This window comes from Yersinia aleksiciae, from assembly GCF_001047675.1.
In the GTDB taxonomy this organism is placed as follows: domain Bacteria; phylum Pseudomonadota; class Gammaproteobacteria; order Enterobacterales; family Enterobacteriaceae; genus Yersinia; species Yersinia aleksiciae.
Genome location: NZ_CP011975.1, coordinates 1,037,056 through 1,054,456, shown reverse-complemented (window position 1 = coordinate 1,054,456; position 17,401 = coordinate 1,037,056). Strand labels below are relative to the sequence as shown.

Here is a 17,401-nt window from a genome sequence, read left to right as displayed (position 1 = left end):
GAAGTTTATGTCCTTTTTTTATGACATGTACACTATTTCTAATGATAAAGATACAGAAAACTTAAAATGTCTTCCAACCAACTTATTGAAAGTGAAGCTAATAATATTATTTTTAGTTATATTCCTATTTTTCTCAATTGAGAATTGCAGTGCTAAATTTTCTGTTTCATTCGTCGATACAGATATAAAAGAAGTTATTAATACAGTCAGTAAAAATATGAATAAGACGATAATTATTGATCCAAAAGTCCAAGGGTCAGTCAGCGTCCGCAGCTATATGTCATTAGATGAAGAAGAGTACTATCAATTCTTCCTGAATGTACTTGATGTATACGGGTACACAGTAGTGGAGATGCCCAATAATATCTTGAAAGTAATACCCTCAAAACGCGCTAAAGGTTCGGTTGTTCCCATGTTAAAGGAAAATGAAGAAACTCATGGTGATGAACTTATTAATCGAGTCTTTCCACTTAAACATATCTCTGCAAAGAACCTGGTTCCACTGTTACGCCAGCTAAATGATAACGCTGAATTCGGTAGCATTATTCATTACGATCCTTCAAATGCAATATTAATTACTGGTCGTGCCGCTGTAGTAAACCATCTACACTCAATTATTAGTACATTCGACCAAGCAGGAGATGCTAAGGTCGAACTCTATAAACTAAGCCATGCAGTTGCTGCTGAGGTTGCTAAACTGGTCAATGAATTAATAATTCCACTCAATATCAGTAAGAAAGAGACATTAAATATAGGAAAAGCCGTTGCTGATGATAGAACCAATTCAGTATTAGTGAGTGGCGATAGTAATATCAGGAAAAAAATAATTAAAATGATAAAGGATCTTGATCGTCAAGAAAATAGTTATGGGAATACAAAAGTTATTTATATGAAATATGCCCAAGCATCCAAGCTATTGGATGTGTTAAATGGGGTTAGCCAAGGCTTTCTGAGTGATAAAAAAACAAATATTGTAGGTAAGGGTTTGAGTGGAAATGTTGCTATTAAGGCATATGATCAGACTAATGCTTTAGTTATTACAGCAGAGCCAAGAATGCTGAAAGAGCTTACTTCTGTTATCGAAAAACTAGATGTTAGACGTGCGCAGGTGTTAGTTGAAGCCATTATCGTTGAGACGCAAAATGCTGAGGGTCTAAATCTTGGTATTCAATGGGCTAATAAGTTTGCTGGAGGAGCCAATCTTCTTTCTAGCTCCGGAAATACTAGAATCAATAGTGAACACCCTGTGCCAATGGTTGTAGCAGGGTTAACCGCTGGTTTTTACAAAGGGAATTGGGACGGGTTATTTACTGCACTCGCAACTAATTCAAATAACAATATTCTTGCTACACCAAGTATTGTCACATTAGATAATATGGAGGCTGAGTTTAACGTAGGGCAGGAGGTCCCAGTACTGACATCGACACAAACAACAGCGACAGATAAGGTATATAATTCAATCTCAAGACAATCTGTTGGTATTATGCTGAAAGTCAAACCACAGATCAATAAAGGTGATTCAGTTCTACTTGAAATCAGGCAAGAAGTATCGAGTGTGGCTGACAGCTCTAATACTAACACCAACAACTTAGGTTTCATTTTTAACAAAAGAGCCATTAATAATGCAGTTTTAGTAAAAAGTGGTGAAACCGTTGTGGTCGGTGGACTATTAGATGAGAAATTAAGCAAATCAGTTAATAAAATACCACTACTGGGAGATATTCCACTTATTGGTGGATTATTCAGGCAGAGTAAAGAGAAGGTCGATAAAAGCAATCTTATTTTATTTATTAGACCAACAATATTAAGAGAAACAAGTGACTATAGCGTAGTGACAACAGAAAAAAGAGATGAATATAAGGATAGAAGTTATCATGGACATGTTATTAACGACAACAACTTCTCTCATAATGTTTTAGTAAATGAAGTTAAGAATGATAATTATAGTGAGCTTAAAAAAGATATTATGAGTTTTTATGATGTTGTTGAGACGATACTATGACACAGAAAAAAACAGAATCACCATTATTAAATTTTATCTGGTCAAGAGATAATGGTGTTATCTTATTACCATTAGATCAAGGTTATAAAATAATTTGCCGCCATTCATCCTCGCTTGAGGCAATACTTGAAGGAAACAGAGTCGCCAATCAAGCGGTAAAGCTTGATTTTGTTACTGATGATGATTTTGATGCTAACCTGGTGGATATATATCAGAATAGCTCAATGCAATCACATAAAATAATCAATGCAATTAGTGAGGAGATAGATAGTTATTCTTTTTCAGGTGATCTACCAGATAGTGAAGACTTATTGGATACTAGCAATGAGGCCCCTGTTATTAGGTTAATCAATACGATATTAGCAGAAGCAATTAAAGAGTTGGCTTCAGATATTCATATCGAATCTTTCGAAAAAAAACTGATCATAAGGTTTCGTATTGACGGAGTATTAAGGAATATATTAGAGCTACAGAAAGGTGTTGCGCTATTATTAGTTTCGCGAATTAAAGTTATGGCAAAACTAGATATTGCAGAAAAACGAGCTCCACAAGATGGGCGCATTGCACTTAATTTAGCAGGACGGGCTCTAGATGTGCGAGTCTCCGTATTACCGTCAAATCATGGTGAACGAGTCGTCATGAGATTACTGGATAAAAGCAGCATTAAGCTGGATTTACAGTCTCTGGGAATGTCGCAAATAAACTGTGATGCTATGAGCAAACTTGTGCTTAAACCCCATGGAATCGTGTTAATTGTCGGTCCAACGGGGGCAGGGAAAAGCACCACTCTCTACGCGGCCTTAATGGGAATAAATTCACATGAAAGAAATATCATGACGGTAGAGGACCCTATTGAATTTGATATCGATAGAATCTCACAGACACAAGTCAACTCAAAGATTGGCATGACCTTCTCCCGCAGCCTAAGGGCAATACTGAGACAAGATCCTGATGTTATTCTTATTGGGGAAATACGAGACGTAGAGACGGCTCAAATAGCAGTACAAGCTTCGTTAACTGGCCACTTGGTTTTATCAACATTACATGCTAACAGTGCAGTAGGTGCGGTAACCAGGCTTAAGGACATGGGGATTGAACCATTTATGCTGGCAAGTTCATTATTAGCTGTCTTATCTCAGCGTTTGATCCGTAAACTATGTTTTGAGTGCCGGCAAGAGTATTTATTTACACAAGAGATGCTGAAGGAGTTGGGGATAAATTATCCGCTGACGATGAGACAATCTGCATATCGTGCTATGGGGTGCAGTAAATGTAACGCCACAGGTTACCGCGGACGAATAGCTTTACATGAACTCCTTTTAGTAGATAAAAACCTACGCGAAGGAATTTATAAAAGTTCGAGCGAATTCGATTTGGCAAGTATGGCTCAGAGAACAATGCGTAGTATTGAGCAAGATGGAGTAGATAAAATTATTGCTGGCTTAACAACAATCGAGGAGGTGATAAAGATTGGTTTAGAGGATAAACATGACTCTCTTTAGATATGTTGCGATAGGCAATAATGGGGTGAAAATCAAAGGTAATATTGAAGCTGAAAATATTCAGGCAGCTAGGCATCTTCTCTACCAAAGAAAAATCAATCTACTCAGTCTTAAAACTAGGCACGTAAGCCATAAATCAAGGGTAATAAGATATCTTAAAACAGTTAATAACTCTGATTTGGTATTAGTTACCAGGCAAATGTCCATATTAGTCAATTCTGGCATACCACTAGATGAGACGCTAAATATAATTGAGAGACAAAGTAAGAAGAAGCATGTAAATGCTGTGATTCACAATGTAAGAAAAAAGGTTGTTGAGGGGTACTCATTATCTGATTCACTCTCATATTTTCCGCGGGTTTTTAATTCATTATATAGATCTATGATTGCTGCGGGTGAGTTATCAGGTCATCTAGGTATTGTGCTATCACAACTCGCAGAACACATTGAACAGACACAGCGGTTACAAAAAAAGATAGTTCAGGCACTTATCTACCCTGCAATTTTAATCTTTATATCTGTAGGTGTCATAATCATACTTTTGTCTGTTGTAATACCGAACATAATAGAGAGTTTTTCATTTGATAATCAAGTGTTGCCACTATCGACTAGAGTTATTATGACTGTCAGTTTTTTTTTGAAAAATAATATATTACTAATAAGCATAATAACTTTAATCCTCTTGGTTGGATTGCTTCGAATATTGAAGATAAAGTTGGTAAGGGCTTTTTTTGAGCGAAATTATTTGAAAGTTCCAGTGTTAGGAAAGGCTATCCTTAGAGTAAATATATCTCGCTATTTAAAAACATTAACTATTTTAACGTCTAACGGCATTGGGTTAATCCCTGCAATGAAAATTAGCAATGAAGTTTTAACTAACTATCATATTAAAAAACAGTTAGTCAATTCGACTAGGCTGGTCAGTGAAGGGGATACACTATCCTCATCACTTGCCTCAAGCAAAGTATTTTCACCTATGACTTTACATATTATCTCGTCAGGTGAACGTAGCGGGAAATTGGATTTTATGTTGGAAAAAGTGACTATTATTCAAGAGGAAGAACTTGTTAATCAGGTAAATATTTTTATAACATTATTGGAGCCAATGATAATGATGTTCATGGCTGCTCTCATATTTATTATTGTTTTGGCGGTTTTTGAGCCAATACTACAAATCAGTAGTTTAACAATCTGACTTTTATCAACAGGATTTTATGAATAATATAAAAATAGGTGGTTTTACATTATTAGAGATTATGATTGTTATCATAATATTAGGCTTACTTGCTAGCCTAACAATTCCTAGTCTGATGTCCAATAAAAATAGAGCTGATCGGCAAAAAACCCTCAGTGATATTGCCGCGCTAGAAAATGCGTTAGACATGTACAAATTGGATAATGGTCATTATCCCACAGAACAGCAAGGTATCGACTCATTGGCTCTCAAACCAACAGAATTACCTACCCCGAGAAATTATCCTCTGAATGGGTACATTCGTAGATTACCGCAAGACCCATGGGGAAACTCATATCAGTTGAGTAATCCCGGGAAGCATGGAGAGATAGATATATTCTCCTTTGGGCCAGATCGAGTTGCAGGAACTGAAGACGATATTAATAATTGGTTAGAATCGTCAATAGTTGAATAAATAGATAATGACTCTTGGCCATTTTTAATATTGAATCAATAATCAGGTGATACTTGCTGAAGTATAAAGGTTTTACTTTATTAGAGGTTATGGTCTCATTAGCAATATTTGCTCTTGTTGGTATTGGTATAATGAATATTATTAGTGCTCAAGTGAGAATGGTTGATAATTTGGAAAATAGAGTAATATCCTCTTGGGTGGCAGAGAATATTATGTCTGAAATTAAAATCATGAACATTGAGGTGATGGAAAATTGGTCAAGTGGCGAAGAGTTTATGATGGGTAAATCATGGCATTGGCAATCTAAAGAAGTTAAATTACAAGACGATGACATTGTAACTATTATCGTTGAAATTCGTAGCCTAGAGGATAATATCACCCCTGATTTTGTGCTGAAAGGATATCACTTTATTAATGAGTAAAATCTCATGCGGGGGGTTTACCTTGCTAGAAATATTAATATCTACAATCATTTTTACGATGATGAGTTTAACTGTTTATCAAGCTCTTATGATTGTGACTAAGAGTAGTCTTTCTATAAATAAAAAGACAAAACAGATTAGTGAGTTAGAAAACTTAATTGATAGACTAGATCAAGATATATCACATATTAATATCCATCGTGAACTCTCTGATAATAAGCACAAGGATTATCTTGATATAAGAGATAAGTTGTTGGAAAGTGATGGTTTTGGGCTCTACTTATTCTGCGCTACTAATATTAGTGATGAAATACTTTTCCACTATCAATCAAAAACTCTAGGCTATAGATTAAAGGATAAGAAATTAGAGAGGATATCTAAATATATATCAGAAGATATGAGTATATCAAATCAAGAAGTTGCTACTATGATCAGTGGCGTTGTAGGATTTCATTTACGCATCTATCATGAAGGAAAATGGTTGAGTGAATGGAATAGTCAATTTTTTCTACCTAGGGCAGTAGAAATAACACTTGAGTTTGAAGGTGCAGGTACAATAAGGCGGGTGATTATTTTATTAAACAGTCCTAATATCTATAAGTAGGAGACGTTATTGAAGCAGTGTGGTATTGCTCTGCTGTTAGTTCTATGTGTTCTGTTATTAATGAGTGGGATATTAATGACATCATATTATCGTCAATCAGAAATATTTCTCCTGTCAAAAATAAACAAACAAAAAAAATTAGAGAAATGGTTATTACTGGGTGCGGAAGAAAAAATAGTAATAGGTAGGGTTAAAGATAACCTAATAAATATCCTCTCAAGTCATATCTCGTCAGAGGGGTATAATTCGCCTGAAAATATAAAGATAGATGATCTTAATGTGAGTTATAACTTAATTGATAACACAAACTGTTTTAATATAAAATTTATTCAGCCATCTTTATCCGATGCTAAACAGAGTGAAACCTATTCCTGGACTGTTTTTAAGAATATAGTGAATAGTCTTGATGTGAGTGATTCTGATAAAAATAATATCACAAAGGCTGTCAGGTATTATTTGAAGGAAAATTTAGACAAGGAATTTGTCATTGGTAAAGTGGGTGCCTCAAGGTTGTCAATGATAAATACGAGCCCAATTGCAAGTGAAATAGACTTTTTGGTAAATATCAACAGTGATATTTATTCAGAACTGGCCTCCATATTATGTGTCAGATATGATAATTCATTGGTAATAAATATTAATACACTTGAGATTAAGCATGGAAAACTTATACAGGCAATTCTTATGAATTTAGTCGATGAAAACGCTATTGTTAAAACTATATTATCTAAACCCAATAACGGTTGGATTAATCTCCATATTTTCTTAGATACACTGATAAAAAACTCCGATCTAAAAAAAGAGGACATATATAAAGTAAGGGAGATTATCATGTCAACTTTTTCCCATGATAGATACTTTATCTCATTACTGTTATGGCCAAATAATGAACATGCAAATTATCAATTAACAAGTTTTCTTCAAGTAAGATTGAGAGGGGTTGAGGTGTTACACCGAAGATTTGGTATTAGTGAGAAATATAATAAATAAATTAACCTCTCAAAACAAACTCATCATCCGGTTGGGTAGTGATGCTGTAGACCCTATTTACTGGTATATGGAGATGCAGGATAGTGGGGAGGCAACGCATGGTAAGCTAGCGAGCTATTGTGAATTAGTTAAAATTCCCGGATATACTCATTGTCGTGTTCAAGTATTAGTGTCATCAAGCCGAGTTATTTTCCGTAAAGTAGACATTAAAAATAAAAAAATAAGAAAAAGCATTAAAGCTATAGGATTTATTATTGAACAATCAATTGTAGGTAATATAGATGATTATCACATCATCCTGTTGGAATGTGATAATGATTTTTGCTATGTAGCGGCTGTCGAACATGAGTTGATGAAAATTTGGCTAGGTTGGTTGCAAAGTGCAAAGATATCTACAGAAATTCTCATGCCTGATGTACTAGCATTGCCATATAGGGCAGGGGAGTGGCATACGGCTAATTTAGGAAATGAGTGGTTAATGAGATCTCATGAAATGTCTGGTTTTTCAGTCCAGGAGACGATACTTGAAAAATTATATATATCAAGGTTTATACCTGTATCTGAAGAGATATTGAGTCCTGTTAACGATAAACCTACAACCCGTCATTTTATACCTTATTGCGATGTGCTTCGCATTATGTCCGAAAATATCGGAAATTGTAATGCTAATTTTCTTCTAGGAAAGTATTCTTACTATAAGAGCCTTACAAAGGAAGGTCATTATAGTTTTAAAGTTCTCTGGTCACTGTTACTATTATCTATCCTGATATGTTTTGGATATTTAATTGATAATTATAAGGTAGAGGAAGGTATTGCTGCATTAACTTCGGTTTCAGAGAGTTTTCATAGAGATTTTTCTTGGGATAATAAAAAAGTCATTAATGATACTATTGATTTTAGTGATTATATTTATCGTTATAATAGACGCATGCTAAATTTAGATTTTATTAGTCAGTTACATAATTCTAGTCATATTATTAACGACCTAGACGTCGGTGTAAATAGAATTTATATTGATAATGATAGACAAAGGATTTCCTTCAATGTATCCACTATAAGAGATAGTGCAATAAATGAGAAGTTAATAAAGGTGGATGAGAAATTATTACACTTAAATTCAGTTGTTGTTAATAATAGCGATGGAACGCATAATGTTATATTTAAGTGCTGCCAATGAGTTTGTTCGTACGTTCCACTTCCTATTTCATAAAGAGATTAAATATTATTTCCCCTCTGCTTATATTATTTATTTCTGTGCTTTATTTAATTGTATTGGTTTTGGATAGCATCCGGTTGACACAAAAACATGACTCGTTAGCTAGTAATGTTGCATATTATTCTTTCATGGCTGAAAAGCTAAAAATGAGAAAGGACTTGATGGTATGGGGAGGTTATCACTCTAATGAACGAGTTGATAATGAATTAACACGCCTTCTTATTGGTGGTGATGTTGTATTTAATATTTCCACATTAAAGGGTGGAGTGGTTTTAATTGAAATTAAAAATGTGAGCTTCTCTAAACTATTGGATGCTATTCTCATCCTATCTTACTATCATGACGTGGACATTAATAATATAACTATCTATCGAGTTAGCCGTGAAGATAATGGTGATATTATAAACGGTACTATTTATATAAGCGTTTTATCTAAAGGAGTATGATGAAGTTATGGTGGATGTTTCTAAATTAGGATATGCGTTTTTTTTCATTTTTATTGGATTGTGTGTCGGGAGTTTTCTGAACGTTATAATCTATCGTCTACCAATTATGTTGACTGGTTTTGTCTCAAAAAAATCAGTGAAATATAAAGAATCTGAAGTGTTTAAAAATAAAATCAATCTATGTTTCCCACGATCGTTCTGTCCAAGCTGCTATTGTCCCCTAGGGATCAGGCATAATATACCCATTTTCAGCTGGTTGTTTTTAAGAGGGATAACACATTGTTGTAAGCAAAGCATCAGTCCTCGCTATTTAGTTGTAGAACTATTGACAGCAATATTAACACTGGCAATTATATACTGTATGAGAGATAACTATATTATGATTGCCAGTCTATTTTTAGTTTGGTCGCTTGTTGTACTGTCCTTTATCGATCTTGATTGTTATCTTTTGCCCGACTGTATTACGCTTCCATTATTATGGGGAGGACTTCTATTGAATATAAATAATAGCTTCTCTCCTTTGCCTTTTGCTGTAATTGGTGCTGTGGGTGGTTATCTTTTTTTATGGGTACCCTATTGGCTACTTAAGATTTTTAGAGGTGTAGAGGGAATGGGGTATGGCGACTTCAAGTTAATGTCTGCACTAGGAGCTTGGTTTGGCTTATCTGCAATCCCAGCTTTGGTCTTGCTATCTTCCTGTTTTGGTATTATAGCCTATATTGCTATTTACAATGTATCAAAAAGCAAGGTGAAGTATATTGCATTTGGTCCCTACATTGCTTTGTCTGGAGTAGTTTATCTGTTTCTAGTTGAATGAAACACAACGTGAATGTGGACGTTAACTCATTTGATAGACTGTTTTCTCGTTGTGCTTATAGGCTAGTCCTATGGATTAATCACTTGTTGTGGTCATTTTTATGTTAGCAATCTATCTTTCTTGATAGACTTTTACTTTGGTATATTTATGTCGTTTTTAGTTTTAGAGTTTTTATAAAAACTATTGTTTTTCATTTTGTCAGTGTTTGTGACTGATGATCGTTTAGTACTATCTCTGTTATTTTTATCAGTGATAACTAAAGGGTGACGGAATGGACGAAATAATCATTGGTAACATCATATTTGATCCGATAAAAAGAACGATTAATAAAGGAGGGGTTGTTGTAAAAATAAGGAATAAAGAATCTGAGCTGTTGTCTTTGTTGTGTCACCACTATCCTTCGTCACTTTCTCGGGAGGATATTGAGAGAGAAATATGGGGTGAGAGTTATGTCACTGATAATACATTAACACAAACCATTAGTAATTTACGTAATGCGCTTGATGATAAAGATCATGAGTTAGTGACGACAATTCCTAAAAAAGGATATTGTATAGGTATTAAGCCTGGCTTCATTCCATCCAACTCCTCACAGGACTTGGCATTCGTCCACCGTGATTCTACTGTCAGTATTAAACCTGAATCTATCACTTTAATGCCTAATTATTTAAGTTCCCAATATAAAATTTTTATGCTGTTAGTCTCTGTTGTTTGTTTTTTTATTTCATTTGAATTAACCTCAAGCCAACATCAGATTAAAATTAATGAGGTGAAAACCTTACCTATATTAATAGGCTTAGATAAAACCCAAGATAAAGCGTTCTTATCCTTATATCAAAAAGAGCCCTATGTGTTCTTGAAAAAAATGAGTGATGGAGAATATATTGCATGTAAATATAATGAGGGAGAGTTGATGTGCGAAAAAAAATAATAACCCTTACGTTTTTTTTTGTAATTTTTGGCTTAAGTATCGGATATCTCTCAGGGCGAGTGTATTCTTATATTCATCCAATGAGAGATATCGAAGGTTATTGGGAGATGAATAGTAGTCTTAGCCATGCGATTGGTGCTTATCATGTTTACTCACGAATCAGCATTATAAACAGAGAAGTCAATTCATCTGTTGATGTTTATGATGATAATCACTATGTGAAAGCAAGGCGTAATATTGTTTTTGATGTTATGGATATTGATAATAATATTTTAACTGGGAAGATATTATCTGTGTCAATTATGGATAATGACGATCATGACTTAAGTGATTTCCTTAACACCCCCTACACGATAAGTCATCCGTCTATCTATAGGCTAAATAAAAATACTATTTTTATAGAGCAATCCCAAGGACATCCTGTCAATAGTTTGCGCTTGTTAACGCGAGTCAATGCATAAGGTTATAGTTTGATGAAGGTTATGGGGATCAATTCAGTGGCCTGTTTTTGTTTGCCCACAATGAAGCGACCTGCGCAATATCTTGATGAGTAGGTCGCCATCAATTTTTAGTGTGCGATGCTGTTTTGCAGCATCTCGGCCCAAGCCGATGGATTGCCATAATAGTCACTTGCGGGCAGAACAGTCATCTTTCCCTGTTCGTCTTGCAGTACAAATGTTGGGAAACCATGTCCGCGCACTTTTGCCAGTAAAGCACGACTTTCAGCAATATGTTGAGTGGATGCGGTCTGAGCGGTGTTGAACGCGTCGATAAACGCATCACTGCTCAGGCCAATATCCGTGGCGAGTTCAGCTAACACTTTGGGGTCAGCAATATGGCGGCCCTCAACATAATGCGCTGGCTGAATACGATGCAGCATATCGGCTCCGCGCCCAGCCAGAGCCTCTGCTGCCAAAATGGCGGCAATAGGTGGCGTGGAGTCCATGACGGCTGAAGTATCATTCAGTAAATGATTATAGTAAGCATCACCAAAGGTTTGCCCAGTTAACTTGGCAATACGTTGGTCGTGAGGCATAACATAGCCGCGCCACTGGCTATCAATCTGTCGGCGATTTGGCCCAGACATCATACCGCCACCGTGTAACACCAGCGTCAGATTAGGAATATCTTGCGCGGCTTGAGCCAATGGCGCAGCACCATAGCACCAGCCACATAATGGATCGAAAATGTAATGCAACTTTGTAGCGGCCATTATGGCTTCCTCTCTGTTATTTACTGGTATGGCAGTTCAGCGTTGAATAATTCTAGTTGCCTCTACTGAGGCCATTTCATCTCGTTTTTCAATACTTTGGCACTGAGTTCCAAACTGGACTCATCTTTCAGCTCAGGATAATGTTTTTTCATCGCTGCAATCAGTTCTGCCGAATCTTTTGCTTTAGGAATCTCTGTATTTAAGGTGGTTAAATAGTTCTGAGTAAAGGTCACTGATGCCAATGTTTGTGGCGCGTTATCCAGATAGTGGCCCGGAACCACCGTCACAGGTTTCAACGCTTTAATCTTTTCTAATGTGGTCAGCCAGTGCTGGCGTGATTCTGGTGTTTGAGTATCGGCAACCCATAAATGGATATTACCGGAGACCGCAACCCCGCCGACAACAGCTTTTAATGATGGGATCCAGACAAAGGTTTTTTCTGGTGATGGGCCGTCTAAGCCTTCTACCTCAATCTTGTGTCCATCAATCGTAAAACTCTTACCTTGCAGCGGTTGTGGCACAATCACTTGGGTCGGTGCGTTCTCTTTCAGAATTGGCCCCCAATAGGCTATTTTACCCGCTTGAGTTGCCTCGATCTCTTCGATAGTTTGCGGCGACGCGAGCACCTTGGCTTGCGGGAACGCTTTAGTTATCACATCCAGGCCAAAATAGAAATCGGGATCGGCCTGGCTGATGTAGATGGTGGTCAGTTTTTTACCACTTTGCTGGATTTTCTTCACCAACGCTTCGGCGTCATTGCGCTGAAATTGGGCATCAATTAAGGCTACTTCAGTTTTGCCGCTGATAATTTCCGACGATACTGGGAAGATACTTTTTTCTCCGGGATTGTAGACTTCCATTTTCAAGGTATCAGCAGCATTAGCTGTTGATACCGCAGCAAAAATAGCCATGCTGGCGAAGATTATTTGTAATCGTGTTTTATTAAACATGTTCGTTGTCCTGAGAGTGATTGGGTATGGGCTAGATAATAGATTGCATATATCGATAGAAAAACCCGATAATGAGCAACTATTTGTTGCGTAAATCGAGCTAATCATGGATAGAATCACTGCCGCAGAGGTCTTTGTCGCGATTGTTGAGCGGGGCAGTATGATCGCCGCCGCCGAGTCGTTGGAGATGTCACGCGCCATGGTGACACGCTATCTGGCGCAGATGGAGCAGTGGGCAGGAGTGAGATTATTGCACCGGACAACCCGAAAATTGAGTTTGACCCATGCGGGAGAGGCGACACTTGAGCGCTGCCGACGGATGCTGGAGTTTGCTCAGGATATGGATACCGTCGTGGGCAAGGAGAGTGATGGCCTGCGTGGATTACTGCGCATCAGCTGCTCTCAGTCACTGGGGCAGAGTGCGTTGGTGATAGCGGTCACTGACTACCTACGCCGCTACCCGCAAGTCGCGGTTGATTTGCAAATGAATAATCGCGCCGTCAATTTAGTCGAAGAACGTATTGATCTGGCGTTACGTATCACCAATGAACTAGACCCTAACCTGATAGCTCGACCACTCGCTATTTGTCATTCAGTGGTCTGCGCCTCACCAGCTTATCTATCTGCCAAGGGAATCCCAAAAGACCCACCTGATTTGGCGGTACACAACTGCATGACCTACTCCTATTTTGGCAAAAGCTTATGGCATTTTGACCAGCAGGGCGTGAAGTCATCTGTTGCTGTCGGGGGGAATTTGAGCGCCAATGAGTCGGTCGTTTTACTCAGCGGGGCGCTAGAGGGGGCGGGCATCACCTTGCAGCCCAGCTACTCTGCCGCGCCCTATATTGCCCGTGGGGAGTTGATAAAGTTATTACCTGATTACCAACCGCAGTCTATGGGTATTTATGGCATCTATACTTCTCGGCGGCAAATGCCCACAACATTAAGAACAATGTTAGATTTTCTGGTGGAGTGGTTTGCCACCCATCCTCTGTCGCACTGAAACGGCCGCGGTAATAACCATTACTGGTAATCATTTGGTTCGCCTGCTACTTATATGACGGGTGGATATTGTCTGACTGGGAGTTTGTATTATGCCTGTTGCGCTGTTGGCATTAGCACTTTGTGCTTTTGCTATTGGGACCACCGAATTTGTCATTATGGGGCTGTTGCCTCAGGTGGCGGGTGATTTACACATTTCGATTCCAACCGCGGGTTGGTTAATCAGTGGTTATGCACTGGGGGTGGCGATTGGCGCACCTATCATGGCGCTTGTGACGGCTAAGTTACCGCGTAAAAAGACATTATTGCTGCTCATGGTGATCTTTATCATCGGTAATCTGATGTGCGCCATGGCATACAGTTATGATTTCCTGATGCTGGCGAGGGTGATTACCGCGCTGTGCCATGGGGCTTTTTTTGGCATTGGTGCCGTGGTGGCCTCCAATCTGGTCGCGCCAAATCGGCGGGCCTCTGCGGTGGCTTTGATGTTTACTGGCTTGACGCTCGCCAATGTGCTCGGTGTGCCATTAGGCACTGCGCTGGGGCAGACTTTTGGCTGGCGCTCGACATTCTGGGTGGTTTCGGTCATCGGCTTGTTCTCTCTGGTCGCGCTCTACCGCAAATTACCCTCTTCTCAGCAGGAGGCTCCGACCGAATTACGTAAGGAAATCGCTGCCTTACGTGGTGGCGGTATCTGGCTATCACTGCTGATGACGGTCTTTTTTGCCGCCGCGATGTTTGCCCTATTTACCTATATCGCCCCTATTTTGACCGAGGTGACACAGGTTTCTGAGCACGGTGTTAGCTGGACATTATTGCTGATGGGGGTGGGTCTAACACTGGGCAATATTGTCGGTGGGCGGCTAGCCGATTGGCGTTTATCCGTCAGTTTGACCATGACATTCTTGCTGATCGCGGTATTTTCTGCCCTGTTCAGTTGGACCAGCTACTCCTTATTGGCGGCGGAAGTGACACTGTTTCTCTGGTCAGCGGCGGCATTCTCGGCAGTGCCAGCCTTGCAAATCAATGTGGTCGCCTATGGCAAAAAAGCGCCTAATTTGGTGTCGACACTGAATATTGCGGCGTTCAATGTCGGCAATGCGTTGGGCGCTTGGGTGGGCGGTATGGTCATTGCGCGCGGACTCGGTTTGACGGTCGTCCCGCTGGCGGCGGCAGGACTGGCGGTTATCGGGCTGCTGCTGTGTCTGTTTACCTTCTCCCGTGCGCGGGCGGGTAAGGTGAAGGCAGCTTAGTTAAGTCATAATAAGTTAATTATTATTGGGCGATCACCCTAGCCAGCCGCTGCTGGAAGGTGATTGCCTGCCGTTTTAAATGCTCGATAAAGGTATCCACCAAGGCGGATGATGGCCGATGTATCGGCTGTATCAGGCTGATAGTAAAGGGAATCTCAACACTGAACGGCCGTACACAAACCCCTTCCCCCGCACCTCTGCTGATATAATCCAATGCCGTCAATGGGTTAACGATTGATACACCCACTCCTTCCCGCACCATGGCACAAACCGAGGCCGCGCTGTGAGTCTCCAGCACCAGCCTGCGGCTAATACCTTGTTCAGTAAACAGATTATCCAGCAGTTGGCGATAGCTGTCGGTGACAGACAAACTGATAAAGTTTTCGCCCTGGAAATCCTGTGGCGTCAGCACGGATTTTTCCCGTAATGGATGGTCGCTGGGCAAGACACAGACTTCATTTACGGTCATCAGGGCATGGCGCAATGTGCCTGCTGGCGTCTGGGTATTCTCGGTCAGCCCCAAGTCATGGCGCTGGGCTGAAAGCCACTCCTCCAATAAGGGAGACTCCTGCGGGATCACACTCAGGCTCACTTCCGGGTAGCTTGCAATAAAGGGTTTGCACACCGCGGGGAGCAGTGATTGCGAAAATACCGGCAGACAGGCAATCGACAGCTGTGCCTGCTGAAATTGGCGAATCCCTTCGGCGGCTTGCCGGATGCGGTCAAGGCCGTAATAGGAGCGCTGTACCTCTTCAAATAGTCGCAAGCCCTGCACTGTTGGGTAAAGGCGGCCACGCACACGATCAAAGAGCTTTAATTGGACTAATTTCTCAAAGCGGGCCAGTTCACGGCTGACCGTGGGTTGTGACGTTTGCAGTAGCGACGCCGCTTCCGTCAGGTTGCCCGTGGTCATCACAGCATGAAAAATTTCGATTTGTCGTAGGGAAATGGCGGGCATCACGGCGCTCCTGCACTGGCGTAGAAATAGTCTAATCCATATCATAAATGAATAGACTCAGGCTAAATAGATATTTTCATAACATGAACGCGATTGTTAATAATAAGGTATCAGCGAAACCGTTCCTTTCGCCCAATATATTGATTGACCCATTATTAGGAAAACCCTATGCCGCGTGCACTTAACGACACTTCTTCGGCCCTAACCGCCCAAAACCTGATTGCTCTTCCTGAGCGTTTTGGCTGCCCGGTGTGGGCCTATGATGGCGACATTATTACTCAGCGTATCAATCAATTACGCCACTTTGATGTGATCCGTTTTGCGCAAAAAGCCTGCTCGAATATCCATATTCTGCGCTTGATGCGTGAGCAAGGGGTCAAAGTGGATTCAGTCTCGTTGGGTGAGATTGAGCGCGCGTTAGTTGCCGGTTTTCAGCCTGGGCAGGAGCCCGCTGAAATCGTGTTTACTGCGGACCTACTGGATCAGGCCACCCTATTGCGGGTGACGGAGTTAGCTATTCCGGTCAATGCTGGCTCCATCGATATGCTGGATCAACTGGGGCAATACGCCCCCGGTCACCCAGTTTGGCTGCGCGTTAATCCCGGTTTTGGTCATGGTCACAGCCAGAAAACCAATACCGGCGGCGAAAACAGCAAGCACGGCATTTGGTATCAAGATTTGCCGCAAGCGATCGAGAAAATCACGCAATACGGCTTAACCTTGGTGGGCATTCACATGCATATTGGTTCTGGTGTTGACTACCAGCATCTGGAGCAGGTGTGTGATGCCATGGTCGAGCAGGTGATCTCACTGGGGCAAGATATCAGCGCCATTTCGGCGGGCGGCGGTTTGTCGATCCCGTATCAGTTTGGCGATGATGAGATTGATACCGAGCATTACTATGGCTTATGGAATAGCGCCCGTGAGCGTATCGCCGCTCATTTGGGCCATCCGGTCAGCCTTGAAATTGAGCCGGGCCGTTTTCTGGTGGCAGAGTCGGGTGTGCTAATCGCGCAGGTTCGGGCGGTTAAAGATATGGGCAGCCGTCACTATGTGCTGGTGGATGCAGGCTTTAACGATTTGATGCGGCCGGCGATGTACGGCAGCTACCACCATATTTCGCTGCTGCCTGCGGATGGGCGCTCACTCACCGCTGAACCACTCATTGAGACCGTAGTCGGTGGCCCGCTTTGTGAGTCAGGTGATGTCTTCACCCAAGAAGCGGGGGGCGGGTTAGAGACGCGCCCACTGCCTGCGGCTCAGATTGGTGATTATCTGGTGTTCCATGACACTGGCGCTTATGGTGCGTCGATGTCGTCCAACTACAACAGCCGCCCACTGTTGCCAGAAGTACTGTTCGAGCAAGGGCAGCCGCGTTTAATCCGCCGTCGGCAAACCATCGAAGAGCTGATTGCGCTAGAGTTGGTTTAACGGCGGTAACCCCAG

Annotated in this window: 18 protein-coding genes; 15 read left to right on the top strand and 3 right to left on the bottom strand. The window is 40.6% G+C overall.

Going from position 1 to position 17,401, the window contains the following annotated elements:
• The first annotated feature begins 25 nt into the window (after positions 1-25).
• The 12 genes from gspD to ACZ76_RS04910 all read left to right on the top strand — a co-directional run bounded on the left by gspD (position 26) and on the right by ACZ76_RS04910 (position 11,040).
• On the top strand, positions 26-2,002 hold the full coding sequence (gspD, locus tag ACZ76_RS04965) for a type II secretion system secretin GspD (RefSeq protein ID WP_048620191.1): 1,977 nt from the start codon (positions 26-28) through the stop codon (positions 2,000-2,002).
• A complete protein-coding gene (gene gspE / locus ACZ76_RS04960; protein WP_048617345.1) occupies positions 1,999-3,504 on the top strand; it encodes a type II secretion system ATPase GspE in 1,506 nt (501 codons plus the stop codon). The genes gspD and gspE overlap by 4 nt, the downstream gene beginning before the upstream one ends.
• The gene (locus tag ACZ76_RS04955) at positions 3,491-4,699 is read left to right on the top strand and encodes a type II secretion system F family protein (RefSeq protein ID WP_048617343.1); all 1,209 of its coding nucleotides are present in this window, start codon (positions 3,491-3,493) and stop codon (positions 4,697-4,699) included. The genes gspE and ACZ76_RS04955 overlap by 14 nt, the downstream gene beginning before the upstream one ends.
• Positions 4,700-4,718: 19 nt before the next feature.
• Complete coding sequence (gspG, locus tag ACZ76_RS04950; protein ID WP_048617340.1) at positions 4,719-5,153, top strand: type II secretion system major pseudopilin GspG; 435 nt, start codon at positions 4,719-4,721, stop codon at positions 5,151-5,153.
• A gap of 53 nt (positions 5,154-5,206) precedes the next feature.
• Complete coding sequence (gene gspI, locus ACZ76_RS04945) at positions 5,207-5,575, top strand: type II secretion system minor pseudopilin GspI (RefSeq protein WP_145516466.1); 369 nt, start codon at positions 5,207-5,209, stop codon at positions 5,573-5,575.
• Entirely contained in the window at positions 5,568-6,179 is a 612-nt protein-coding gene (gene gspJ, locus ACZ76_RS04940; protein ID WP_048617339.1) for a type II secretion system minor pseudopilin GspJ, read from the top strand. The genes gspI and gspJ overlap by 8 nt, the downstream gene beginning before the upstream one ends.
• A 75-nt stretch (positions 6,180-6,254) precedes the next feature.
• Positions 6,255-7,169, top strand: coding sequence for a type II secretion system protein GspK (locus tag ACZ76_RS04935; protein ID WP_054888173.1), 915 nt, complete (start codon positions 6,255-6,257; stop codon positions 7,167-7,169).
• On the top strand, positions 7,150-8,346 hold the full coding sequence (gene gspL / locus ACZ76_RS04930) for a type II secretion system protein GspL (protein ID WP_048617335.1): 1,197 nt from the start codon (positions 7,150-7,152) through the stop codon (positions 8,344-8,346). Before ACZ76_RS04935 ends, gspL begins: the two co-directional genes overlap by 20 nt.
• A complete protein-coding gene (locus tag ACZ76_RS04925; protein ID WP_048617333.1) occupies positions 8,343-8,831 on the top strand; it encodes a hypothetical protein in 489 nt (162 codons plus the stop codon). Before gspL ends, ACZ76_RS04925 begins: the two co-directional genes overlap by 4 nt.
• 7 nt (positions 8,832-8,838) lie before the next feature.
• On the top strand, positions 8,839-9,648 hold the full coding sequence (locus ACZ76_RS04920; protein WP_048617331.1) for a prepilin peptidase: 810 nt from the start codon (positions 8,839-8,841) through the stop codon (positions 9,646-9,648).
• Positions 9,649-9,919: 271 nt separating this feature from the next.
• On the top strand, positions 9,920-10,579 hold the full coding sequence (locus ACZ76_RS04915) for a winged helix-turn-helix domain-containing protein (protein ID WP_048617329.1): 660 nt from the start codon (positions 9,920-9,922) through the stop codon (positions 10,577-10,579).
• Positions 10,564-11,040, top strand: a complete 477-nt coding sequence (locus ACZ76_RS04910) for a hypothetical protein (protein WP_048617328.1) — start codon at positions 10,564-10,566, stop codon at positions 11,038-11,040. Before ACZ76_RS04915 ends, ACZ76_RS04910 begins: the two co-directional genes overlap by 16 nt.
• 107 nt (positions 11,041-11,147) lie before the next feature.
• On the opposite strand, the gene ACZ76_RS04905 is transcribed toward ACZ76_RS04910, so the two are convergent.
• Together ACZ76_RS04905 and ACZ76_RS04900 are read right to left on the bottom strand one after the other, a co-directional pair.
• Positions 11,148-11,792, bottom strand: coding sequence for a DsbA family protein (locus tag ACZ76_RS04905; protein ID WP_048617325.1), 645 nt, complete (start codon positions 11,790-11,792; stop codon positions 11,148-11,150).
• Between the two features lie 62 nt (positions 11,793-11,854).
• Positions 11,855-12,742, bottom strand: a complete 888-nt coding sequence (locus ACZ76_RS04900; protein ID WP_048617323.1) for an MBL fold metallo-hydrolase — start codon at positions 12,740-12,742, stop codon at positions 11,855-11,857.
• Positions 12,743-12,848: 106 nt separating this feature from the next.
• Here ACZ76_RS04900 and ACZ76_RS04895 point away from each other — a divergent pair, with 106 nt between their 5' ends.
• Positions 12,849-13,745 (top strand): LysR family transcriptional regulator, encoded by an 897-nt coding sequence (locus ACZ76_RS04895; RefSeq protein WP_048617321.1) that lies wholly within the window; start codon positions 12,849-12,851, stop codon positions 13,743-13,745.
• Between the two features lie 91 nt (positions 13,746-13,836).
• Positions 13,837-14,997 carry an MFS transporter gene (locus tag ACZ76_RS04890; protein ID WP_048617319.1) on the top strand — a complete coding sequence of 387 codons (1,161 nt, stop codon included), beginning with the start codon at positions 13,837-13,839 and terminating at the stop codon, positions 14,995-14,997.
• Between the two features lie 22 nt (positions 14,998-15,019).
• Here ACZ76_RS04890 and ACZ76_RS04885 read toward each other — a convergent pair whose 3' ends face one another.
• Positions 15,020-15,955, bottom strand: a complete 936-nt coding sequence (locus ACZ76_RS04885; RefSeq protein WP_048617317.1) for a LysR family transcriptional regulator — start codon at positions 15,953-15,955, stop codon at positions 15,020-15,022.
• Positions 15,956-16,123: 168 nt separating this feature from the next.
• Here ACZ76_RS04885 and lysA point away from each other — a divergent pair, with 168 nt between their 5' ends.
• Positions 16,124-17,386, top strand: a complete 1,263-nt coding sequence (lysA, locus tag ACZ76_RS04880) for a diaminopimelate decarboxylase (protein WP_048617315.1) — start codon at positions 16,124-16,126, stop codon at positions 17,384-17,386.
• The last annotated feature ends 15 nt before the right edge of the window (positions 17,387-17,401 follow it).